Annotated in this window: 21 protein-coding genes; 12 read left to right on the top strand and 9 right to left on the bottom strand. The window is 63.7% G+C overall.

Annotation, left to right across the window (positions count from 1 at the left end; translation table 11 throughout):
* Positions 1-66: 66 nt before the first annotated feature.
* From QME24_RS19070 to QME24_RS19085, 4 genes are read right to left on the bottom strand one after another with little or no spacing between them, the layout of a single operon-like run.
* Complete coding sequence (locus QME24_RS19070) at positions 67-471, bottom strand: META domain-containing protein (RefSeq protein ID WP_009684284.1); 405 nt, start codon at positions 469-471, stop codon at positions 67-69.
* Positions 468-905 carry a hypothetical protein gene (locus QME24_RS19075; protein ID WP_029887452.1) on the bottom strand — a complete coding sequence of 146 codons (438 nt, stop codon included), beginning with the start codon at positions 903-905 and terminating at the stop codon, positions 468-470. Before QME24_RS19075 ends, QME24_RS19070 begins: the two co-directional genes overlap by 4 nt.
* Before the next feature lie 31 nt (positions 906-936).
* Entirely contained in the window at positions 937-1926 is a 990-nt protein-coding gene (locus tag QME24_RS19080; RefSeq protein WP_029887451.1) for a 2-hydroxyacid dehydrogenase, read from the bottom strand.
* A gap of 50 nt (positions 1927-1976) precedes the next feature.
* Positions 1977-4730, bottom strand: coding sequence for a response regulator (locus QME24_RS19085; RefSeq protein WP_054881989.1), 2754 nt, complete (start codon positions 4728-4730; stop codon positions 1977-1979).
* 193 nt (positions 4731-4923) lie between these two features.
* On the opposite strand from QME24_RS19085, the gene QME24_RS19090 reads away from it, so the two are divergent.
* The 7 genes from QME24_RS19090 (at position 4924) to QME24_RS19120 (ending at position 13214) form a co-directional block, all read left to right on the top strand.
* Positions 4924-5643: a response regulator transcription factor gene (locus QME24_RS19090; RefSeq protein ID WP_281690954.1), complete on the top strand. Its 720-nt coding sequence runs from the start codon at positions 4924-4926 to the stop codon at positions 5641-5643.
* 1 nt (position 5644) lies between these two features.
* A complete protein-coding gene (locus tag QME24_RS19095; protein WP_232893047.1) occupies positions 5645-7006 on the top strand; it encodes a sensor histidine kinase in 1362 nt (453 codons plus the stop codon).
* Positions 7007-7093: 87 nt separating this feature from the next.
* Entirely contained in the window at positions 7094-7993 is a 900-nt protein-coding gene (gene cysM, locus QME24_RS19100) for a cysteine synthase CysM (RefSeq protein ID WP_029887222.1), read from the top strand.
* On the top strand, positions 7994-9352 hold the full coding sequence (rlmD, locus tag QME24_RS19105) for a 23S rRNA (uracil(1939)-C(5))-methyltransferase RlmD (protein ID WP_029887223.1): 1359 nt from the start codon (positions 7994-7996) through the stop codon (positions 9350-9352).
* Between the two features lie 97 nt (positions 9353-9449).
* The gene (gene relA, locus QME24_RS19110) at positions 9450-11690 is read left to right on the top strand and encodes a GTP diphosphokinase (protein ID WP_009684292.1); all 2241 of its coding nucleotides are present in this window, start codon (positions 9450-9452) and stop codon (positions 11688-11690) included.
* Positions 11691-11814: 124 nt separating this feature from the next.
* Positions 11815-12648 (top strand): nucleoside triphosphate pyrophosphohydrolase, encoded by an 834-nt coding sequence (gene mazG, locus QME24_RS19115; RefSeq protein ID WP_281690955.1) that lies wholly within the window; start codon positions 11815-11817, stop codon positions 12646-12648.
* A 26-nt stretch (positions 12649-12674) separates the two neighbouring features.
* Complete coding sequence (locus QME24_RS19120; protein WP_054881991.1) at positions 12675-13214, top strand: DUF2058 domain-containing protein; 540 nt, start codon at positions 12675-12677, stop codon at positions 13212-13214.
* A 45-nt stretch (positions 13215-13259) separates the two neighbouring features.
* Here QME24_RS19120 and QME24_RS19125 read toward each other — a convergent pair whose 3' ends face one another.
* The 4 genes from QME24_RS19125 to purM form a co-directional block, all read right to left on the bottom strand.
* On the bottom strand, positions 13260-13442 hold the full coding sequence (locus QME24_RS19125) for a hypothetical protein (protein WP_029886605.1): 183 nt from the start codon (positions 13440-13442) through the stop codon (positions 13260-13262).
* A 205-nt stretch (positions 13443-13647) separates the two neighbouring features.
* Positions 13648-14358: a DUF3108 domain-containing protein gene (locus QME24_RS19130; protein ID WP_029886606.1), complete on the bottom strand. Its 711-nt coding sequence runs from the start codon at positions 14356-14358 to the stop codon at positions 13648-13650.
* 8 nt (positions 14359-14366) lie between these two features.
* Positions 14367-15020, bottom strand: coding sequence for a phosphoribosylglycinamide formyltransferase (gene purN / locus QME24_RS19135; protein WP_029886607.1), 654 nt, complete (start codon positions 15018-15020; stop codon positions 14367-14369).
* Positions 15020-16078, bottom strand: a complete 1059-nt coding sequence (purM, locus tag QME24_RS19140) for a phosphoribosylformylglycinamidine cyclo-ligase (protein ID WP_009683953.1) — start codon at positions 16076-16078, stop codon at positions 15020-15022. Before purM ends, purN begins: the two co-directional genes overlap by 1 nt.
* Positions 16079-16399: 321 nt before the next feature.
* On the opposite strand from purM, the gene QME24_RS19145 reads away from it, so the two are divergent.
* The 5 genes from QME24_RS19145 (at position 16400) to QME24_RS19165 (ending at position 20886) form a co-directional block, all read left to right on the top strand.
* Positions 16400-17461, top strand: coding sequence for a DUF2066 domain-containing protein (locus QME24_RS19145; protein WP_154211881.1), 1062 nt, complete (start codon positions 16400-16402; stop codon positions 17459-17461).
* Positions 17462-17473: 12 nt separating this feature from the next.
* Positions 17474-18547: an AI-2E family transporter gene (locus tag QME24_RS19150; RefSeq protein WP_029886609.1), complete on the top strand. Its 1074-nt coding sequence runs from the start codon at positions 17474-17476 to the stop codon at positions 18545-18547.
* A 187-nt stretch (positions 18548-18734) separates the two neighbouring features.
* On the top strand, positions 18735-19442 hold the full coding sequence (gene hda / locus QME24_RS19155) for a DnaA regulatory inactivator Hda (protein ID WP_009683956.1): 708 nt from the start codon (positions 18735-18737) through the stop codon (positions 19440-19442).
* A 127-nt stretch (positions 19443-19569) separates the two neighbouring features.
* On the top strand, positions 19570-20208 hold the full coding sequence (locus QME24_RS19160) for an NlpC/P60 family protein (protein WP_281690956.1): 639 nt from the start codon (positions 19570-19572) through the stop codon (positions 20206-20208).
* Between the two features lie 141 nt (positions 20209-20349).
* Positions 20350-20886, top strand: a complete 537-nt coding sequence (locus tag QME24_RS19165; RefSeq protein WP_281690957.1) for a C40 family peptidase — start codon at positions 20350-20352, stop codon at positions 20884-20886.
* A 16-nt stretch (positions 20887-20902) separates the two neighbouring features.
* Here the strand turns inward: QME24_RS19165 and QME24_RS19170 are convergent, their stop codons facing one another.
* Positions 20903-22222: a sorbosone dehydrogenase family protein gene (locus QME24_RS19170; RefSeq protein WP_260778588.1), complete on the bottom strand. Its 1320-nt coding sequence runs from the start codon at positions 22220-22222 to the stop codon at positions 20903-20905.
* Positions 22223-22493 lie beyond the last annotated feature (271 nt).

Here is a 22493-nt window from a genome sequence, read left to right on the forward strand (position 1 = left end):
ATCTGCTTTTTCTTGAAGCTTGAAGCTTGAAGCTTGAAGCTTGCAGCTTGCAGCTTGCAGCTGCGCTCAGCCTTCTTCAGGCCAGAAGCGCAGCGGCTTGCCCTCGGCCGGCCAGAAGCGCAGTTGCTCGATGGGCGACACATCCCAGCGCTGCACCGTTTCCAGCGCCTGCAGGAAGCGTTTTTCCTGCTCCATCAGCGCCGGCGCACACAGCTTGCGGGTCTTGCCGACCTTGCCGAAGCTCAGATGCTCGCCGTCCAGCGTGTAGGGCGCAAACCAGTGGTTGCACCCGGCATTGCCATAGGCACGGCCATCGCTGGCCAAGGTCAGGGTCAGGTGGCTGTAGTCGATCAACGGGCGCTCACCAATCCACTCCAGCACATAGCTGCGCTCCTGCTGCAACTTCAAAGGTTGTGCAGCGCAGCCGAGCAGGCCGGTGGCAATCAGCGCGCCGGTCAGCAGATTCTTCACTCGGCGCTCTCCTGGCAACGCGGGCACACATGCTTGTCGCCACGGCTGGCCCAGCCCAGCTCGGCGATACGTGCGCTGGCAGCAGGCTGGCGGGCTTGCTTGCCCAGCTTGGCGTCTACGGCGAACTCGAAGTCCAGGGCGGCGTCACAGTTGTCGCACTCAACCTTCCAGTTGAGGATTTCCAGCGCGTTGAACACTGGGCCAGTGGCCACGGCAACCCACTGGCCGCGCGGGTTGATCAGGTGGCGCACGCTCTCCACGGTCAGGCGCATGGCCAGGTCCTTGCTGCCTTTGAGGGTCACCAGCAGGGTATCGCCTTTGTGCATCGAACCGCCGTTGCCAGTGACCTGATAGCGGCCTGGCACCAGGGCGCGGCACTCGATCAGGGTGTGTTGCGGGTTGAAAAGGGTATAGCGGAAATCGTGCTCGACCATGGGTCCTCCAGAAATGCCGCGTATCCTAGCATTAACCCATGACCAGATTCTGTGGATTGCCTGCCGCCCAGCAGTTGATGTTGTCCAGCGTGGTAGTGGCGATCGCAGCCAGCGCCTCGCGGGTCAGGAACGCCTGATGTGCGGTGATGATGACATTTGGGAAGGTCAGCAGGCGCGCCAGCACATCGTCTTGCAGCGGCTGGTCGGAGCGGTCCTCGAAGAACAGCTGGGCTTCCTCTTCATAGACATCCAGCCCCAGGTAGCCGAGCTGGCCGCTTTTCAGCGCGTCGATCAGTGCCGGGGTGTCGACCAGTGCGCCGCGGCCGGTGTTGATCAGCATGGCGCCATGCTGGACTTCGGCCAGGCTCCGGGCGTTGATCAGGTGCCGGGTGTGTTCGGTCAACGGGCAGTGCAGGCTGATGATGCGCGCTTCGCGTAGCAGTTCGGGCAGTGGCAGGTAGCGCGCGCCGAGGGCCAGCAGTTCCGGGTTGGGGTAGGGGTCGTAGGCCAGCAACTGGCAGCCGAAACCGGCCATGATGCGGGCGAAGGCTGCGCCGATCTGGCCGGTACCCACGACTCCAACCGTTTTACCATGCAGGTCGAAGCCGGTCAGGCCATGCAGGGTAAAGTCCCCTTCACGGGTGCGGTTGTAGGCCCGGTGCAGGCGCCGGTTGAGCGCCAGGATCAGCGCCACGGCGTGCTCCGCCACCGCGTGCGGTGAGTAGGCGGGTACGCGCACCACGGCCAGGCCCAGGCGTTGCGCAGCGGCCAGGTCGACGTGGTTGTAGCCGGCCGAACGCAGGGCGATCAGGCGCGTGCCGCCGTCGGCCAGGCGCTGCAGCACCGGGGCGTCCAGTTCGTCATTGATGAAGGCGCAGACAACCTCGTAGCCGTCGGCCAGCGCTGCGGTGTCGAGGCTCAGGCGGGCAGGCTGGAAATGCAGCTCCAGGGGGTTACCGCTGGCGGCTCGGGTGAAGCTTTCCTGGTCGTAATGCTGGCTGCTGAACACTAGCGCGCGCATGGTCAGGGTTCCTTTGTCGGGCGTGTCCGGGGTAGCTGTTGGCAGTGAGTTCAAGCGCTCGACCGCGCCTGGGCTGCCAGGCGGCTGATCGCCGCATCCAGTTCATCCAGTGCCTGCTGGGCCTGCGGGCTGTCCTGCTTGAGCAAGGTTTCACTGCGCTGGCACGCCGCGCGCAACTGCGGCACGCCGCAATAGCGTGAAGCCCCGTTCAGGCGGTGTACCTGTTCGATCAGGCCCTCATGGTCATTGGCCAGGCGCGCGGCGCGGATGGCTTCGCGGTCGGCCTCCAGCGAGGCCAGCAGCATGTTCAGCATATCGGCGGCAAGGTCCGCTTTTCCGGCTGCCAGGCGTAGGCCTTCTTGCGGATCGAGCACCTTGAGTTCATCGCCGTTGCCGGTGGGTTCAGCCGGCGCCTGCTGCGGCGTGCCCAGGCTGAGACCGGTCCATTTCATCACCACCTGTGCCAGTTGCCGTTCACTGATCGGCTTGGTCAGGTAGTCATCCATGCCGCCGTGCAGCAATGCGCGTTTCTCGTTGGCCATGGCATGGGCGGTGAGGGCGACGATCGGCAATGGGTTGCCACTTTGGGTGTTTTCCCAGCGGCGAATCTGTTCGGTACAGGCGCGGCCGTCCATGCCGGGCATCTGCACATCCATCAGCACCAGGTCGAAGGGTTCCTGCTGCACGGCCTGCAGTGCCGCATAGCCATTGTCGACCGCCAGTACTTCGGCACCCAGGTCCTCGAGCAGCGTCTGCACCAGCAGCAAATTCGCAGGGTTGTCGTCGACACACAGTATTTTCGGCCGCCGCGGGCCGTTGCGGCTGTTCACCTCGCCCTGCAGGCGGCGGGGCTGGACCAGCTCCAGCAGCAGCCGGCGCAATTTGCGCGTGCAGGTAGGCTTGGACAGCAACTGGCCATGGCCATTGGGCAGGAAGGGGTGGTACAGCGCCTGCTCGGTGGTCGGGCACAGCACCACGCACTGGCAATGGTAGCGTTCGAGCTGTTGATGGTAGCGGCCCAGTTGTTCTGGCGACAGGTTGCCCAGGTTGGCGCCCAGCACCGCCAGCTCGAATGGCTGCCCGGCCTGGCTGGCGGCCTGCACGGCTTGCAGCAACTGGTCGTAGGTGGCGAACAGGCTGACACTCAGGCCACAGTCTTGCAGTTGGTGCTCCAGGGCCTGCCGGGCCAGTTCATGGTTATCGACGATGGCGGCACGGCGACCCAGCAGCGCTTGCAGCGGTAGTTCCTCGATATCGTCGTGCGCCTTGGGCAGGTTCAGGCTGATCCAGAACTGCGAGCCCTCGCCCGGGGTGCTGTCGACGCCGATTTCGCCACCCATCTGCTCGATCAGGCGCTTGGAAATCACCAGGCCCAGGCCGGTACCACCTGGCTGCCGGGCCAGCGAGTTATCGGCCTGGCTGAAAGCCTGGAACAGTGTACGCACATCCTGCGGTGACAGGCCGATGCCGGTATCCTGCACGCTGATGCGCAGTTGGGCATGATCCTCATGCTCATCGTCGAGCATGGCGCGCACGACAATGGTGCCCTCGCGGGTGAACTTGATGGCGTTGCTGACCAGGTTGGTGAGGATTTGCTTGAGCCGCAGCGGGTCACCGACCAGCGACGTGGGCGTGTCGCGGTAGACCAGGCTGAGCAGTTCCAGCTGCTTGGCATGGGCGGCGGGGGCCAGAATGGTCAGGGTGTCCTGGATCAGGTCGCGCAGGTTGAACGGGATGCTGTCCAGCACCAGCTTGCCGGCCTCGATCTTGGAGAAATCGAGAATTTCGTTGATGATGCCCAGCAGGTTGTCGGCCGACTTTTCGATGGTGCTCAGGTAGTCCAGCTGGCGCGGGGTCATCTCGCTTTTCTGCAGCAGGTGGGTAAAGCCGAGAATGCCGTTGAGCGGGGTGCGGATCTCATGGCTCATGTTGGCCAGGAACTCCGACTTGATGCGGCTGGCCTCCAGTGCCTCCTTGCGCGCCATGTCCAGCTCGATGTTCTGGATTTCGATAGTTTCCAGGTTCTGGCGCACGTCTTCGGTGGCCTGGTCGATGCTGTGCTGCAGTTCTTCATGGGCGTTGTGCAGGGTTTCGGCCATGCGGTTGATGCCGCGCGCCAGTTCGTCCAGCTCATGGCTGCCCATGGTCGGCAGGCGCTCTTCGAGGTGGCCGTCCTTGAGCTGGTTGACCGCGTGCTTGATACGTTCGATGGGGTCGTTGATCGAGCGGCTCATGCGCAATGCCAGCAGGCCGCTGAGCACCAGGCAGGCGAGGATCAGCAACAGGCTGGTGAACAGGTTGCGGTAGCCGCGCAGCAGGGTGCCATCGTGGGACAGCTCGATCTCGACCCAGCCCAGCAGCCGCTCGGCTTCGGCAGGCACGGCCTCGGTGGCCAGGTCCCGGTGGTGGCCGAACACGGGCATCAGGTAGCGGGTGGCGTCATTGCCGCTGCGCTGCAGCAACTGGGTGCCGGTGCCGCCGCTGGGTGGCTGGTTGAGCATGCTCGGCCCGGCATGGGCCAGGCGCGTGCGGTCCGGCGCCAGGAAGGCAACCGAGCGCACGTCGCTCTGCTCCAGGGTTTGCGCGGCGATGCGCTCCAGCTGCGCAGGCGCCAACCGGGCCATGGCCGGGGCGGCCAGCGGCGCCAGCTGTTCGGCGATCATCTTGCCGCGCTGCAGTAACTGGGTGCGCAGGTCGTTTTGTTGCAGCCAGGTGAAATAACTGCCCAGCACCAGCGCCATCAGGCCTGCCGGTAACAGTGCCAGCAGCAGGACCCGGCTGCGGATTCCCAAACGATCGAGCACACTCGCCTCCTGTGATGTGCCTGGCCACCGTCAGTGGGTGACGGCCAAGACGCGACGTTACTCTGCCTGGCACGCCATTGCATCTGTTTAGTCGGTGTTTTGCGCCGATCCTGCAGCACGGGTCGTATCGCGGTTGCCTGGCAGGGCGCACATACACAATAATCGCGTAATTGAGAATGCATGGCAGTTGCCAATGAGTCCTGTAGCTATTCACAACTCCAGTGTCCTCGCCATCGAGGACGACCCGGTGCTGGGCGCCTACCTGCATGAAGAGCTGCAGCGCGGTGGCTTCCACGTCACCTGGTGCCGCAGTGGCCTGGAGGGCCTGGAAACGGCAGGCCGCCAGGTCTTCGACGTGGTGCTCATGGATATTCTGCTGCCTGGGTTGAATGGTCTGGATGCGCTGGCCCAGTTGCGCCAGCGCAGTACCACACCGGTGATTCTGATGTCGGCGCTGGGCGCCGAGGCAGACCGCATCAGCGGCTTTCAACGCGGGGCCGACGACTACCTGCCCAAACCCTTCAGCATGGCTGAGCTGCAAGTGCGCATTGAAGCGATCCTGCGCCGTGTAGCGCTCGAACGCCGCTACCAGGCGCCGCAGCCGCCGCCAGAGGCGGGCGCGCTGCACTTCGACGAGGGCCTGTGCGATGTGCGCCTTGATGGCCGTCTGGCCGGGCTGACCCCCAGCGAGTTTCGCCTGCTCGACACCCTTTACCGCAACCAGGAGGAAGTGCTGAGCAAGGCGTTCCTGTACCAGCAGGTGTTGCAACGCGGCTATTCGCGGCACGACCGCAGCCTGGACATGCATGTCAGCCAGATCCGCCGCAAGCTCAAGGGCATCGGTTATCAGGGGTTGCAGATCCGCACCGTATGGGGCAAGGGCTACGTGTTCGGCGTGAGTGAGGCGCAATAGCATGCTCGACCGCCATTCGCTGTTCTGGAAACTGGCCATCCTGCTGGTCGGCTTCTGCCTGCTGATGATCGGCCTCAGCTACACCTGGGGCCAGCGCATGGAGCTGCAGAACGCCTTCTTGTCGGAGCCGGCGCGCCAGACCTTGCGCGGCTATGCCAGCGAGGCCGAGCAGGCTTGGCGCAGCGGTGGTCGGGCCGGGCTGGACCAGTGGGTGGCGGCGATGCACCAGCGTGAACATGGCTGGGTGGGTGTGCTCGATATCAACCTGAAACCGCTCGACAGCGCGGCCCTCAACCCGCAGATCATGCAGCGGCTGACCCGCCTGCGTGGGGTCGACTGGCCGATGAGCCGGCGCAGCGTCGAGCAGCCGTGGCTACGCATCCCGTTCCCCGGTGCGCCCGAGCAGGGCATGCTGGTGATCGAACTGCCCAAGCGCTTCAACCCGGACCAGCACCGCGTGCTGTGGCGCATCATCACCAACGGCATCATCCCGGGCCTGTTCACCTTGCTGCTGTGCGTGGGCCTGTACCGCATGCTGATCGTGCCGTTGAACCAACTGCGCGAGCAGGCCCGGGCCTGGCGTGCCGACCAGCTTTCGGCTCGCCTTGATTCGCGGCTCATCGCCCGGCACGACGAGCTGGGGGAACTGGCCCGCGCCTTCGACCAGATGGCCGAGCGGCTACAGGGCACCGTCACCCTGCAACAACAGCTGCTGCGCGACTTGTCCCATGAAATGCGCACCCCCCTGAGCCGTTTGCGCGTGGCTTGCGATGGGGAAACCGATCTGCAACGCCTGCGCGAGCGCCTTGGTCGGGAACTGGACGGCATGCAGCAACTGGTCGAGGCAACCCTGCAACTGGCCTGGCAGGACGCCGAGCGTGCGCCGATGAACCTGGAGCCGATCGAGGTTCAGGCCTTGTGGGACCTGCTGGCCGAGAATGCCTGCTATGAAAGTGGCTGGGCGCCCACGCGGCTGCGTTGCGAGGTACCAGACGGTTGCTGGGTGCAGGGTAACCTCAACCACTTGGCCCAGGCGCTGGAGAACCTGCTGCGCAATGCCATTCGGTATTCGCCGGCCGACGGTGTCGTGCGCTTGGGTGGGCAGCGCGAAGGTGGCTACTGGTGCCTGTGGCTGGAAGACGAGGGCGGTGGCGTGGGCGACGATGAGCTGGAGCGGATTTTCGCGCCGTTCTTGCGCCTGGAAGGTTCGCGGGCCGGCATGGGTGGCTTTGGCCTGGGGCTGAGCATTGCCCGCAGCGCCATCCAGCGCCAGGGTGGCACGCTGTGGGCACAGAACGGCAAGCGCGGGTTACGCCTGTGCATGAGGTTGCTGGTGCAGCAGCCCCCATCATATAGCCTGTAGCTATATCCACTACAGATTGCGTGATATGGCGGGGAAGGGTTTGCCGGTATGATAGGCGCCCCTGCCGTCCGGATTGTGAAATACACCATGACCTTGCAGTACCCAACCATCGCCGATTGCGTCGGCAATACGCCACTGGTTCGCCTGCAGCGCATTGCTGGCCAAACCAGCAATACCCTCCTGCTCAAGCTCGAAGGTAACAATCCCGCCGGCTCGGTGAAGGACCGCCCGGCCCTGTCGATGATCACCCGCGCCGAACTGCGTGGCCAGATCAAGCCCGGTGACACCCTGATCGAAGCCACCTCCGGCAACACCGGCATCGCCTTGGCGATGGCGGCGGCGATCAAGGGCTACAAGATGATCCTGATCATGCCGGACAACTCCACCGCTGAGCGCAAGGCGGCCATGACCGCCTACGGCGCCGAGCTGATTCTGGTGACCAAGGAAGAGGGCATGGAAGGTGCCCGCGACCTGGCCGACAAGCTGCAGCGTGAAGGCCGCGGCCTGGTGCTGGACCAGTTCGCCAACGGTGACAACCCGGTGGCCCACTACAACAGCACCGGCCCGGAAATCTGGCAGCAGACACAGGGCAGCGTCACCCATTTCGTCAGCTCCATGGGGACCACCGGCACCATCATGGGCTGCTCGCAGTACCTCAAGGAGCAAAACCCGGCCGTGCAGATCATCGGCCTGCAACCGATGGAAGGTTCGGCCATCCCGGGTATCCGCCGTTGGCCGCAGGAGTACCTGCCAAAGATCTTCGACGCCACGCGCGTAGACCGCGTGGTCGACATGTCGCAGCAGGAAGCCGAAGACACCACCCGCCGCCTTGCCCGCGAAGAGGGCATTTTCTGCGGCGTGTCTTCCGGTGGTGCGGTTGCCGCCATGCTGCGCCTGTCCCGTGAGGTTGAGCATGCAGTAATGGTGGCGATCATTTGCGACCGCGGTGACCGTTACCTGTCCACCGGCCTGTTCGATCCCAGCTAAATGACCAAGAAAAAAACCAGCAGCGGCCTGCGCTTCCAGCCGGCCGGCGGTAGCCGCAGCCCCCAGGTCCCCGTGGGCAAGAAGCAGCGCCTGGACATCGAGCGCCTGGCCGGCGACGGCCGCGGCATTGCCTTCCATGAAGGGCGTACCTGGTTCGTCAGTGGCGCCCTGGCCGGTGAGGCCGTGGAAGCGCGGGTGCTCAATGCACGCGGCAAGGTGGTCGAGGCCCGCCTGGAGCGTGTGCTGCAGGCCAGCCCCGAGCGCCGTGAAGCGCCCTGTCGGCACTATAGCCGCTGTGGTGGCTGCACCCTGCAGCACCTGCCGCACGAGGCGCAACTGGCGTTGAAGCAGCGGACCTTGGCCGAACAACTGCAACGGGTGGCCGGTGTGCAGCCCGACGCCTGGGCGCCGCCGCTCAGCGGGCCGGCGTTCGGCTACCGGCGCCGTGCTCGCGTGGCAGTGCGCTGGGACGTCAAGGCGCGCCAGCTGCAGGTCGGCTTCCGTGCCGAAGCCAGCCAGGACATCATCGCCATCGACGATTGCCCGGTGCTGGTACAGCCCTTGCAGTCGATTCTGCGCCACCTGCCGACCGTGCTGCGTTCGCTGGAAAAACCGCAGGCCCTGGGCCATGTGGAGCTGTTCAGCGGCTCTGCCGAAGCGCTGCTGGTGCGCCATGTGGCGCCATTGCCGGCGCAGGACCTGGCCCGGTTGCAGGCGTTCTGCGAGCAGGCCAACGCGCAGTTATGGCTGCAAGGCGAAGGTGAACCGGCGCCCGTCGAACCTGCGGCGCCATTGGGCTTTGCCCTGGCGCCGTGGCAGCTTGAGCTGGCCTGGCGCCCTGGCGACTTCGTGCAGGTCAACGCCCAGGTCAATACGGCGATGATCGAGCAGGCGCTGGCCTGGCTTGCGCCGCAGGCCGATGAGCGGGTGCTCGACCTGTTCTGCGGCCTGGGCAACTTCGCCCTGCCGCTGGCACGCCAGGCGCGTGAAGTGGTGGCAGTGGAAGGTGTGCAAGCCATGGTCGATCGGGCCGCGGCCAACGCCAGAAACAACAATGTGCATAACGCACGGTTTTTTCAGGCCGATTTATCGCAGCCATTGGCCGGCACCGGATGGGCCGCCGAGGGCTTTTCTGCGGTACTCTTGGACCCACCGCGCGACGGTGCTTACGAGGTGGTGCAAGGCATCGCCCGCCTCAAGGCCAGCAGGCTGGTCTATGTATCGTGCAACCCGGCCACACTGGCGCGAGACGCCCAGGTGCTGGCCGGCCAGGGGTACCGGTTAACACGGGCCGGGATTCTCGACATGTTTCCTCAAACGGCGCATGTCGAGGCCATGGCGTTATTCGAAGCGGGCTAGCTGACTGGCCCGTTGGTGCGGCCGCCACGGAAGGGTGGCTGTACGGTGATCGCCAGCGCCGCCGTGAGTGCAGCGCTGTATGGAAAGGTAAAACAAGATGGTACAGGTGAGAGTGCACCAGCCGGTCAACACGGACGGCAGTATCAATCTCGATGCATGGCTGGATCATGTGGTAAGTGTCGATTCGGCACTGGATCGCGCAGCGCTGAAAGAAGCCTGCGAGTTTGCTCACGAGGTCGAAAAAAAGGGCAACCCCGCCAAGCATTCCTGGGCGGACGGCACGTCCAGCTTTCAGGCAGGGCTGGAAATTGCCGAAATCCTCGCCGACCTCAAGCTCGACCAGGATTCGCTGGTGGCCGCGGTCATCTACCGTTCGGTGCGCGAGGGGAAGGTCACGCTGGCCGAGGTCAGCCAGCGCTTTGGGCCGGTGGTCTCGAAGCTGATCGACGGCGTGCTGCGCATGGCCGCCATCAGCGCCAGCCTCAGCCCGCGGCAGTCGCTGGTGTTGGGCTCGCAGGCGCAGGTCGAAAACCTGCGCAAGATGCTTGTGGCCATGGTCGACGACGTACGCGTGGCGCTGATCAAGCTGGCCGAGCGGACCTGCGCCATCCGTGCGGTCAAGGCGGCCGACGATGAGAAACGCCTGCGCGTCGCGCGTGAGGTGTTCGACATCTATGCGCCGTTGGCGCACCGCCTGGGTATCGGCCATATCAAGTGGGAGCTGGAGGACTTGTCCTTCCGCTACCTGGAGCCCGAGCAGTACAAACAGATCGCCAAGTTGCTGCACGAGCGCCGGCTGGACCGCGAACGGTTCATCAGCGACGTGATGAACCAGCTGCAGAACGAACTGCTGGCCACCGGGGTGAAAGCCGACATCAGCGGCCGGGCAAAACACATTTATTCGATCTGGCGCAAGATGAAGCGCAAAGGCCTGGAATTCAGCCAGATCTACGATGTGCGCGCAGTGCGTGTGCTGGTGCCGGAAATTCGCGACTGCTATACCGCACTGGGCATCGTCCACACCTTGTGGCGGCACATCCCCAAAGAGTTCGACGACTACATCGCCAACCCCAAGGAGAACGGCTATCGCTCGTTGCACACGGCGGTAATCGGGCCTGAGGGCAAGGTGCTGGAAGTGCAGATCCGTACCCACGGCATGCACGAGGAAGCCGAGCTTGGCGTGTGCGCCCACTGGCGCTACAAAGGCACCGACGTCAAGCCAAGCTCCAACCACTACGAAGAAAAGATCTCCTGGCTGCGCCAGGTGCTGGAATGGCACGAAGAGCTGGGCGACATCGGTGGCCTGGCCGAGCAACTGCGGGTCGACATCGAGCCGGACCGGGTTTATGTGTTTACCCCGGACGGGCATGCCATCGACCTGCCCAAGGGTGCGACACCGCTGGACTTCGCCTACCGCGTGCACACCGAAATCGGCCACAACTGCCGCGGCGCCAAGATCAACGGCCGGATCGTGCCGCTGAACTACAGCCTGCAGACGGGCGAGCAGGTCGAGATCATCACCAGCAAGCACGGCAACCCGAGCCGTGACTGGTTGAACTCGAACCTGGGCTATGTCACCACGTCGCGGGCCCGGGCCAAGATCGTGCACTGGTTCAAGCTGCAGGCGCGCGACCAGAACGTGGCCGCCGGCAAGACCTTGCTCGAACGGGAGCTCAGCCGCCTGGGCCTGCCGCAGGTGGACTTCGAGCGCCTGGCGGAGAAAACCAACGTCAAGACCGCCGAAGACATGTTCGCTTCGCTCGGTGCTGGCGACCTGCGCCTGGCGCACCTGGTCAACGCTGCCCAGCAGTTGCTGGAGCCCGAGCGCATCGAGCAGATCGAACTGGTGCCGCGCAAGCCTGCCGGGCCGCGTTCCGGCAAGCGTGGCGACATCCAGATCCAGGGGGTTGGCAACCTGCTGACGCAGATGGCCGGCTGCTGCCAGCCACTGCCGGGCGATGCCATCGTCGGTTACATCACGCAAGGCCGTGGCGTGAGCATTCACCGCCAGGATTGCGCATCGGTGCTGCAACTGGCAGGCAAGGAACCGGAGCGCATGATCCAGGTGAGCTGGGGGCCGATACCGGTGCAGACCTACCCGGTCGACATCGTCATCCGTGCCTACGACCGCCCGGGGTTGCTGCGCGATGTGTCGCAGGTGCTACTGAACGAGAAGATCAACGTGCTGGCGGTGAACACCCGCTCGAACAAGGAAGACAACACCGCGCTGATGTCGCTGACCATCGAAATTCCAGGCCTGGACGCGCTGGGGCGGTTGTTGGGGCGCATCTCGCAGTTGCCGAACATCATCGAGACGCGGCGTAACCGTACCCCTTGAGACCGCGGCGCCTGCTTCGCGGGCTTGCCCGCTCCCACAGGTACGGTGCAGTTTTCGAAACCTGCATCCACCCTGTGGCAGCGGGCAAGCCCGCGATGAAGCCACCACCGAAGGACCTGCCTGAATGACCTACACCCTCAAAGACCTGCTGCACCTCATGGCCCGCCTGCGCGACCCGCAGTACGGTTGCCCATGGGACCTGCAGCAGAACTACGCGAGCATCGTCCCGCATACCCTCGAAGAGGCCTACGAAGTCGCCGACACCATCGAGCGCGGTGACTTCGAGCACCTGCAAGGTGAGCTGGGCGACTTGCTGTTCCAGGTGGTCTACTACAGCCAGCTGGCCAGGGAGGAGGGGCGTTTCGAGTTCGATGGCGTGGTCGACAGCATCACCCGCAAGCTCATTCGGCGCCACCCGCATGTGTTCCCCACGGGTGAGCTGTATGCGCCGCTGGACACCCCCCGCTTGAGCGAGGCCCAGGTCAAGTCGCGCTGGGAAGAAATAAAGGCCCAGGAACGGGCGGAAAAAAGCCTGCCTGAGCAGTTGTCCCTGCTCGACGACGTACCCACGACCTTGCCGGCGCTGTCGCGGGCGGCCAAACTGCAAAAGCGTGCGGCCACGGTCGGCTTCGACTGGCCTGCAGCGCTGCCGGTGCTGGACAAGGTCCGTGAAGAACTGGACGAAGTGCTACAGGCCATGGCCGATGGCGATGCCGATGCGCTCGAAGATGAGGTCGGTGACCTGCTGTTCGCGGCCGTGAACCTGGCGCGCCACCTCAAGCAAGATCCGGAACATGCCCTGCGCCGCGCCAATCGCAAGTTCGAGCGGCGTTTCCGCTTTATCGAACAGGCATTGCGCGACAGCGGTCGCCCTATTGAAGCGTGTAACCTTGACGAGCTGGACGCCCTGTGGGGCGAAGCCAAGCGTCAGGAAAAGAACCTGCCCAGCTGCGGCTGAGCTGTTGCATAAGTGAGTGAACATTCATGAGCCTTTCCCTTCGCGACCAATTGCTCAAAGCCGGTCTGGTCAACCAGAAACAGGTCTCGCAGACCAACAAAGCTGAAAAGAAACAGAAGCGCATGGAGCACAAAGGCCAGGTCGACGTCGACGACAGCCAGCAGCGTCTGGCCAAGGAAGCCATGGCCGAAAAGGTCAAGCGCGACCAGGAGCTGAACCGCCAGCAGCAGGAAAAGGCGGAGCAGAAGGCCCGTGCCGCACAGATCAAGCAACTGATCGAAGCCACGCGCCTGCCCAAGCTGAGCACAGAGGACTATTACAACTTCGTTGACGACAAGAAGGTCAAGCGTATCGCCGTCAACGCGCTGATGCGTACCAAGCTGAGCAACGGTTCGTTGGCGGTGGTGGCCCATGCCGGCGGTTACGAGGTGATCCCGCGCGAAGCAGCGGTGAAGATCCAGGAACGCGACCCTAGCCGTATCCTGTTGCTGAACACCCATGTTGAGGAAGCGGACGAAGATGACCCGTACGCGGCCTACAAGATCCCTGACGATCTGATGTGGTAAAAACGAAAAACCCCGCTTCGGCGGGGTTTTTCATGACGAATGGGGTCATTGCGTGGTGCGCTGGTTTTCCAGGTTCTCGAGCTCTGCCCGGTACTGGTGGGCCTCGTGTTCATTGTGGAACATGCCGACCAGTTGACCTTGCTGGTGCACATCCCAGATGCGTACACCAGCGGCCACGCCTTCGTGGGACATTTTCGATTCGTCGCGTTCGGTTACTTGGACTGTCATCGTTAAACTCCACTTCTTGAGAGGGCTGCGACACTCTGTCGCACACCTTCTTTATAGGGTTTGTTAGCAGCCTAAGTAAATAAAACGGGCATGAAACAAGTTTCATGAAGGCCGAACGCGGTCAAAAAATGTGGGAGCGGCCTTGTGCAGGCACAAAAAAGCCCCGCACTAGGCGGGGCTATCTGATGTCACTGGCAACGCGGGCTCAGTTACCCTTCACCGGCTTGCCATCGACCGTACCATCCTGCAGTACGATCACATACTCCTTGCCATCGGTCTCCACCTGGCGCAGTTGCACCAGCAGGTAGTCCCAGTTCTTGGCAAACCACAGCTCGGTGATACGCTTGCTCTGGCTTGGGTCGCGCACGCGCTCGACCTTCACCGCATCGACCTGGCCGGTCTTGGTGGTGACTTTTTCAGTGCCCAGCACGCGGAAGTCGTAATTGTCGATCTCGTCGCCATCGACTACCTGGTAAGTCATGCTCTTCTTGCCTGCCGCCACGTCATGCTGCAAGGCCAGCTGGTAGGAAGACTTGTCCAGTACCCCGCGGTTGAGCGGCAGGGTAATGGCGTCGCCCCGGTCGCTACCGGTGATTTTCTTGGTGTTCCAGTCGAAGTTCAGGTCGACCTTCTTGGCCTTGCCCAGGCCACCACGCTCGAAGTGGTACTTCTGTGGCAGCAGGGTGTCGTTTTCCAGGCGCAGGGTGCTTTGCTCGGTCAGGCTGGCGATCATCATGGAAGCCTTGAAGTTAAGGTCCCAGGTACCGTTGGCATTTTTGACCAGGCTGCGCTCGGCGGTGCCGCTCATGGGCAGCTGCTTCCAGTCGGCGGTGTAGCTGGCCGAGAAGGGCTTCAGATCAGCTGCCTGGAGCGGCAGGGCGAGCACGGCGAGAGCCAAGAGCAGGGCGCGACGCATAAGTTCTCCTAGGATCGAATCAAGTGACCGCTGGCCGCCAGCGGCTGGCCGTCCAGTAATGCACCCTGTTCAGCAAGGCGCAAGCGGCCTTCGGCAAACCAGCGCACTGCCAGCGGGTAGATCAGGTGTTCCTGCTGGTGAACCCGCTGGGCCAGGCTTTCGACGGTGTCGTCTGGCGCCACCGGCACTACTGCCTGTACGACCAGTGGGCCGCCATCGAGTTCCTCAGTCACGAAGTGTACGCTGCAGCCATGCTCGGCGTCGCCTGCCTCCAGCGCCCGGCGGTGGGTATGCAGGCCTTTGTACTTGGGCAGCAACGACGGGTGGATGTTGAGCAGGCGGCCCTGATAGTGGCGCACGAAGTCGCCACTGAGGATGCGCATGAACCCGGCCAGCACCACCAGGTCCGGGGCAAAGCCGTCGATGCGCGCCATCAGCGCTGCATCGAAGGCTTCACGGCCGTCGAACCGGGTGTGGTCAAGCACGGCGCTTTCAATGCCGGCGGCTGCGGCGCGTTGCAGGCCGAAGGCATCGGCGCGGTTGGAGACCACCGCACGAATGCGCACCGGGCTGTCCTGGCCTTGGCAACTGTCGATCATGGCTTGCAGGTTGCTGCCGGAACCCGACAGCAGTACCACTACATTGCAGGTCTTGCTCGGCATCAGTGTGCCTTGAGGTTCTGCAGCTCGACCTGGGCGGCGCCTTCGGCGGCTTCGGCGATGTGGCCGATGACCCATGGCTGTTCACCGGCGGCGCGCAGTTCGTTCAGGGCCGCTTCGACCTGGTCTTGGGCGACGCAGATGACCATGCCAACGCCACAGTTCAGCACGCGGTGCATTTCGTGCTCGTCGACGTTGCCTTTTTCCTGCAGGAAGTCGAACACCGCCGGGCGCTGCCAGCTGGCCACGTCTACCACGGCCTGGGCGTTTTTCGGCAGTACGCGCGGGATGTTGTCGAGCAGGCCGCCACCGGTGATGTGGGCCATGGCTTTGACTGCGCCGGTGTTCTTGATCAGCTGCAGCAGCGGCTTGACGTAGATGCGGGTCGGGGCCATCAGCAGGTCGGTCAGCGGGGTGCCGCCCAGCTGGGTGTTCTCGATGTCGGTGGCCGACACTTCGAGGATCTTGCGGATCAGCGAGTAGCCGTTGGAGTGCGGGCCGGAGGACGGCAGGGCGATCAGTGCATCGCCGGTGGCAACCTTGGAACCGTCGATGATATCGGCCTTTTCCACCACGCCCACGCAGAAACCGGCCAGGTCGTAGTCTTCGCCTTCGTACATGCCAGGCATTTCGGCGGTTTCACCACCGACCAGCGAGCAGCCGGCCAGTTCGCAACCGGCACCGATGCCGGTGACCACGGTGGCAGCCACGTCGACATTGAGCTTGCCGGTGGCGTAGTAGTCGAGGAAGAACAGCGGCTCGGCGCCGCACACCACCAGGTCGTTGACGCACATGGCGACCAGGTCCTGGCCGATGCTGTCATGCTTGTTCAGGTTCAGCGCCAGGCGCAGCTTGGTGCCGACGCCGTCGGTGCCGGAGACCAGCACCGGCTGCTTGTAGCCGGCCGGGATCTCGCAAAGGGCGCCGAAGCCGCCCAGGCCACCCATGACTTCAGGGCGTGCGGTGCGTTTTGCCACGCCCTTGATGCGTTCGACCAGTGCTTCGCCGGCGTCGATGTCTACACCGGCGTCCTTGTAGCTCAGGGAGGGTTGCTTGCTCATTGATCCAGGCCTTTAGGAGGGAGGGATTCTTAAAAACGACCATGGCGGCCAGGGCCGGCGGGTGAGCGACGGCTGCCTGAAACGTCAGTGGTCTGTGAAGGCGCGCGATTTTATCAGGGTTGCCGGGCAGCGGCCATCCTCAGGCCGACGGGCAGGCCGGTAAATTGCTGAAAAATGGCCCGGGGTGGTTGATGGGGTTGCATATGTATAAGCTGCAACCAGCGAGCCTCAGGCCGTAAGAAAATGCAGCGCCGCGTTGGCGCTGCATTAAGCTTGTAGCGTGAAGCTCACGGCTTGAAGCACGACTGGACGGAATCCTCGATGCGCTTGATCTCTATTCTGGCAGCCGGTTGCCTGGCCCTTGTGTCGGCCGCCGCCATGGCTGAAAACGTCTCCGACCTTTACCAGGTGCACGAACCGCTTGCGGGGCAGGGCGCCGAAGCGCGTACAGCCGCTACCGGCAAGGCCCTCGAAACCCTCATCCTGCGCCTGACCGGTGACCCCAAGGCGGTGCAAAGCCCAGGGTTGGCGGGCCTGCGCAAAGACCCGCAGCAAATCATCAACCAGGTCGGCACCGAGGCGGGCCCGCCGGAATCGGTTGTGGTCGAGTTCGACCCGGGCAGTACCGAGCGCGCACTGCGCAAGGCTGGCCTGGCCTTGTGGGGGAGCAACCGGCCGTCGATCCTCAGCTGGTGGCTCAATGACAGTGTCGAAGGCAGCAGCCTGGTCGGTGATGGCCAGCCCAGTGCCCAGCCACTGCGGCGTGCCGCCCAGCACCGCGGTTTGCCGCTGCGCCTGCCGCTGGCCGACCTGCAGGAGCAATTGGTGGCCAATGCCAAGCAACTCGAAGGCAGCGACCCGGCGCCGCTGCGCGAGGCCGCCGAGCGTTACGGCGCCGACGCCATGCTGGCGGTGCATGCCCAGGAAGCCGATGGCAAGTGGCAAGGTAAATGGCAACTGTGGCTGGGTGACCAGCGCGAGCAGGGCACTGCCGAGGGCACCGACCAGGCCGCACTGGCTGATGCCGTGATGCTGGCGGTGGGCAACCGCCTTGCACCGCGTTATGTCACCCGGCCGGGGGCCAGCAGCCAGTTGCAGGTGCAGGTGCAGGGGATGAACCTGCAGCGCTACGCCGAGTTGGCTCGGGTGCTGGAACCCTATGGCCCACGCTTGCAGTTGGCTGATGGCACCACCCTGACCTACGGCGTGACCGGCAACCGTGAGCAATTGCGTGCCCAGCTGGGCCTGGCCAAGTTGCAGGAGCTGCCGGTGGAACAAACCGCCGCAGTACCGGCCACGCCGGTGCCTACGGGTGGCCAGGCCCCGGCTACCGAGCCTCAACCTACACCCCCGCCGTTCGACGGCCTGCGTTTTCGTTGGTAAGGAGTACTGACATTGACTGACCTGCGTCGCTGGATCTGGCTCGGCGCCATACTACTGGTTGTCGTGCTGCTCTATAGCTTGCACAACATTCTCACGCCCTTTCTGATCGGTATTCTGCTGGCCTACCTGGCCGACCCGCTGGTTGATTGGCTGGAGCGCCGCGGGCTGTCGCGGACATGGGGTGTGGTGGTGGTGTTCGCGCTGTTCACCTTGCTGTTCATGGCGTTGTTGCTGGTGCTGGTGCCGATGCTGGCCAAGCAGCTGGTGCGCTTGTACGAGCTGGCGCCGCAGATGCTTGACTGGTTGCAGCACGTGGCCTTGCCGTGGGTGCAGCAGCGGCTTGGCCTGGCCGATGGTTTCTGGAAGTTCGACAAGATCAAGTCGGCGATCAGCGAGCACATGGGCCAGACCACCGACATTGTCGGGGTGGTGTTGTCGCAGGCGACCGCTTCGAGCCTGGCGCTGATCGCCTGGCTGGCCAACATGGTGATGATTCCGGTCGTGGGCTTCTACCTGCTGCGGGACTGGGACCTGATGATGGCCAAACTGCGCAGCCTGTTGCCCCGCCAACACGAACCCCAGATAGTCGGCCTGGCTGGCGAGTGCCATGAAGTACTGGGGGCCTTCGTTCGCGGGCAGCTGCTGGTGATGGTGGCGTTGGGCATCATCTATTCGGTGGGGCTGATGCTGGTGGGCCTGGAACTGGGCCTGCTGATCGGCATGCTCGCCGGCCTGGCGGCCATCGTGCCGTACATGGGTTTCATCATCGGCATCGGCGCGGCGCTGGTGGCCGGGCTGTTCCAGTTTGGCGGCGACCTGTACCCGATGCTGGGCATTGTCGCGGTGTTCGTCATCGGGCAGGCACTGGAAGGCATGGTGCTGACTCCGTTGCTGGTGGGTGACCGCATCGGCTTGCACCCGGTGGCGGTGATCTTCGCCATCCTCGCGGGGGGCGAGCTGTTCGGTTTTACCGGGGTATTGCTGGCGTTGCCGGTGGCGGCGGTGATCATGGTGCTGCTGCGGCATGTGCATGATCTTTATAAAGAGTCGGACATGTATGCCGGGGAGGTCGACCCAGAGCTGTAACCCCAGCCACCGCGTCGCGGCTTCATGAGGGGCGCTCCTGGCGTGGCGCAGTGTCGGGCGTTGCAGCGCAACCTGTTGATTTTGCTTGCGCTATCGGTTGCCGCGATTGTGCGCCCCGCGTTGCGGGTATAGACTTTGCAGATTGTTCACCTAAGGCCCCCTGCGGTCTCATCGACTGCCCGCGAGCATGAAACCACCGATCCAGTTGCCCCTGGGTGTGCGCCTGCGCGATGACGCCACCTTCATCAACTACTATCCGGGCGCCAATGCTGCGGCATTGGGCTACGTCGAGCGGTTGTGCGAAGCCGACGCCGGCTGGACCGAAAGCCTTATCTACCTGTGGGGCAAGCAGGGTGTCGGCCGCAGCCACCTGCTGCAGGCCGCCACGCACCGTTTCCAGCAGCGCGGTGAGCCCGCGGTCTACCTGCCACTGGCGCAACTGCTCGAGCGTGGCGTAGGGCTGCTCGACTATCTGGCGCAGTATGAACTGGTCTGCATAGACGATCTGCATGTGATCGCCGGCAAGCCAGACTGGGAAGAGGCCATGTTCCACCTGTTCAACCGCCTGCGTGACAGCGGCCGACGCCTGTTGCTGGCCGCTTCGGCATCACCGCGCGAACTGCCGGTGAAATTGCCGGACCTGAAGTCGCGGCTGACCCTGGCCCTGGTGTTCCAGATGCGTGGCCTGTCCGATGAAGACAAGCTGCGTGCGCTACAACTGCGTGCCTCGCGCCGCGGCCTGCACCTCACCGACGAAGTCGGGCACTTCATCCTTACCCGCGGTGCACGCAGCATGAGTGCGCTGTTCGACCTGCTCGAGCGCCTCGACCAGGCATCGCTGCAGGCCCAACGCAAGCTCACCATCCCTTTCCTCAAGGAAACCCTCGGCTGGTAACCCCCTGAAATCCTTGGGCCAGAGCAGCAAAACGAAAAAGTCACATCTTTTTCGATAAAATTTGCAAATGGCCATGATAGAGGGCATAGTTTCCCCCTTCTAAAGGATTACAGACACGGTCGTGCCCATGCTGAAGCGCTTTGCACCCCTCGTGCCACTCGCACTCGTGACCCTGCTTTTTGGCTGCGCGGCCCAAGGCCCGGTTTCCCAGCCCCAGGATCACACCCCTGCCGCCGCTCAGGCGGCAGTTAAAACCCAAGCCTCGCCTTCGTCGGTATTCGGCGAACCGGAAGAGCTGGCTACCGAAGATGACCTGGCGTCGTTCTCCAGCAGCAAGCCTTACCAGCTGCCGGTTCTGGCCGACAGCATCCTGGAACGCGGCATGTCGTTGATCGGCACCCGGTATCGCTTCGGCGGTACCTCGGAAAAGTCCGGCTTCGACTGCAGTGGCTTCATCGGCTACCTGTTCCGCGAAGAGGCGGGCATGACCCTGCCGCGCTCCACGCGTGAAATGATCAACGTCGATGCCCCGAAAGTGGCGCGCAATAAACTCAAGCCAGGTGACCTGCTGTTCTTCAGCACCAATGGCCGCGGTCGCGTCAGCCATGCCGGCATCTACCTGGGTGACAACCAGTTCATCCACTCCAGCAGCCGCCGCAGCGGTGGCGTGCGCATCGACAGCCTCGGTGACCGCTACTGGAGCAAGACCTTCATTGAAGCCAAGCGCGCCTTGGCCATGGCGCCGACCAACATCGCGCGCAACTGATAGCAAAATGCTGTACCCTGCCACGGCGGCGGTGCTTTTGAAAAAAAGCTCGCCGCCGTGCGCATTTACAGAAAGCGTCTAATCTAATTTCTCAACTCTTTTCAGCTGCGGCGCAGCGGTCTCAGACAGGAAGTTATGGCCATGGCAACGATGGCGCGCTTCGCATTCTTCTCCTTGGCAACCTTGCTGGCTGCCTGTTCCAGCCGTGCCCCAGCGCCGGCCCCTGTGATAAAGCCCGAGGTCACCTCCTATAGCCAGGCCAGCCCTTCGCCGGTTGCCGATGACGTGTTGATTCGCGCCATTGGTCTGGTGGGCACGCCCTACCGCTGGGGTGGCAATACGCCGGATTCCGGCTTCGATTGCAGCGGCCTGATCAAGTACGTTTACCGGGATGCCGCCGGCATCAGCCTGCCGCGCTCGACGCGGGAGATGATCGTCATGCGGGCGCCCACCGTAAACCTCAACGCGTTGCAGTCCGGTGACCTGGTGTTCTTCGCTACCAGTGGCGGCTCGCAAGTCAGCCATGCAGGTATCTACGTAGGTGATGGGCGCTTTGTGCATGCCCCTTCCACGGGTGGCACCGTGCGCTTGGACTACCTGTCCAACAGCTACTGGGCCAAAGCCTACCTGCAGGCCAAGCGGGTGATTCCACAAGGGCACCTGGCGCAGAACCCCTGATAGCAGGGGATCGGGGCTACGGCGCGGTGGCGGCTGCCTTGCTCACCCGCCAGACCACGTTGCCCACATCGTCTGCCACCAGCACCGCTCCGCGTCCGTCGTTGATGACACCGACCGGGCGCCCCTTGGCCTGGCCCTGTTCATCCAGGAAGCCGCTCAGCAGGTCCACCGGGCTCCCTGCAGGTTTGCCTGCGCGGTCGAACGGCACGAAAATGACCTTGTAGCCACTGTGAGGCTTGCGGTTCCAAGAGCCATGTTGCCCGACGAACGCGCCGCGCTGGAATGGCGCAGGCAGCGCGCCCGGTTCGGCGAACGCCAGCCCCAGCGAGGCGGTGTGCGGCCCCACAGCATAATCGGGGACCAGCGCCTGGGCTACCTTTTGCGGCGCGGGCGGTTGCACACGGCTGTCCACATGCTGGCCGTAGTAACTGTAGGGCCAGCCATAAAAGCCGCCGTCCTTCACGGAGGTGATGTAATCGGGCACCAGGTCGCTGCCGATTTCGTCGCGTTCATTGACGGCAGTCCACAGGCTGCCGGTGTTCGGCTCCCAGGCCAGGCCGTTGGGGTTGCGCAGCCCGGTGGCGAACAACCGGTGCTGGCCGTTGGCCGGGTTCACTTCCCAGATCGCTGCCCGCCCTTGTTCCTTGTCCATTCCGTTCTCGGCGACATTGCTGTTTGAACCGACTGTCACGTAAAGGTGTTTGCCGTCGGCGCTGGCGATCACGTTCTTTGTCCAGTGGTGGTTCAGCGGGCCGCCGGGTAGCGCGGTTACCACCTGGCCTTTGTCGGTGATGTGGGTTGCGCCGCTTTGGTAATGAAAGCGCAGCAGCTTGTCGGTGTCGGCGACGTAGAGGTCATCGCCTATCAAGGCCATGCCGAACGGTGAGTTCAGCCCCTCGATGAACGGCACCTGGGTTTCTGCCGAACCATCGTGATCGGCATCGCGCAGTAAGGTGATGCGGTTGGCGCTGGGTACGCCAGCCCCTGCACGCGCCATGACCTTTTTCATGGCCCAGCCGCGCAGGCCCTTGGCGTCATCCGGCTTGGGTGGGGCATTGGTCTCGGCCACGAGAACGTCGCCGTTTGGCAGCAGGTATAGCCAGCGGGGGTGGTCGAGGCCGCTGGCGAACGCGTTCACCTGAAGGCCGGGGGCTGCCGTGGGTTTTGCATGTTCCGGCCAGCCTACTGCTGGGGCGATGTTCACGGTGGGCAGGGGCGTGCGTACGGGGGCGGGTAGCTGGGGGGAAGGGCCGGTGCCGTCGTTTACACTCAGCAGGGCGGTGTCGCCGCAGGCGGTCAGGCTGGTGGCCAGCAGCCATGGTATGAGGTGTTTCATGGGCGGCGTTCTCCGCAGCGGGCTCATGAGGGTGAGAGGTCGGCCGGGCTTGCAGGGTTCCCGATGGTTTATCGCGGCCTCTGCTACGCGGACGAATACCTATGCGTCGCCTACGCGAACGAATACCCATGCGGTGTAAACGCCCACACCTTTGCAGCGCTTGAAATCCTGAGCGCTGGTTTTGATAGCGCGAAAACTCCAGCTGCGATAGCGACGCATAGTCACCTTTTCGCCCTTACGGCGAGTCACTTTTTGTCAAACGCGACAAAAA

It is taken from the genome of Pseudomonas sp. PARCl1, from assembly GCF_947311875.1.
Lineage (GTDB): Bacteria > Pseudomonadota > Gammaproteobacteria > Pseudomonadales > Pseudomonadaceae > Aquipseudomonas > Aquipseudomonas juntendi.